Raw genomic sequence first — 323 nt, 5'->3', positions numbered from 1 at the left:
ATTATGCTTCAGTGCATAATTCATTAATTGCTTTTCCCTACAGTCAGATATCGTATAAAAGATGATAATGGGCTTAATTTGTTGTTGCTTCTGATAAATGTTAGTTAAATAAGCATAATACTGTATTTTCTTTTCATTCACTTTCATATGCTGTAGCCGGTCTACTTCTACAAAGTGAGGAACATTGTCTTTTGTGAAAAATGCGTCTGGAACAATTGTTTTTTCTTCCCCTTGATAGCGCAGAGTGATGACTTGCTCTGTCTTCCAGTCAGGAAAATCTAGCCACATCCATGCTTCATTTCGCAATAAAATATGTTCTAATT

1 pseudogene is annotated in these 323 nt (G+C 34.4%); it reads right to left on the bottom strand.

From position 1 onward, the window contains the following. A pseudogene (locus ACODS7_RS32920) lies at positions 1 to 323 on the bottom strand (replication-relaxation family protein); the annotation flags it as partial.

Source organism: Bacillus sp. FG16, from assembly GCF_057809515.1.
This window is presented reverse-complemented; position numbering and strand designations above follow the sequence as displayed.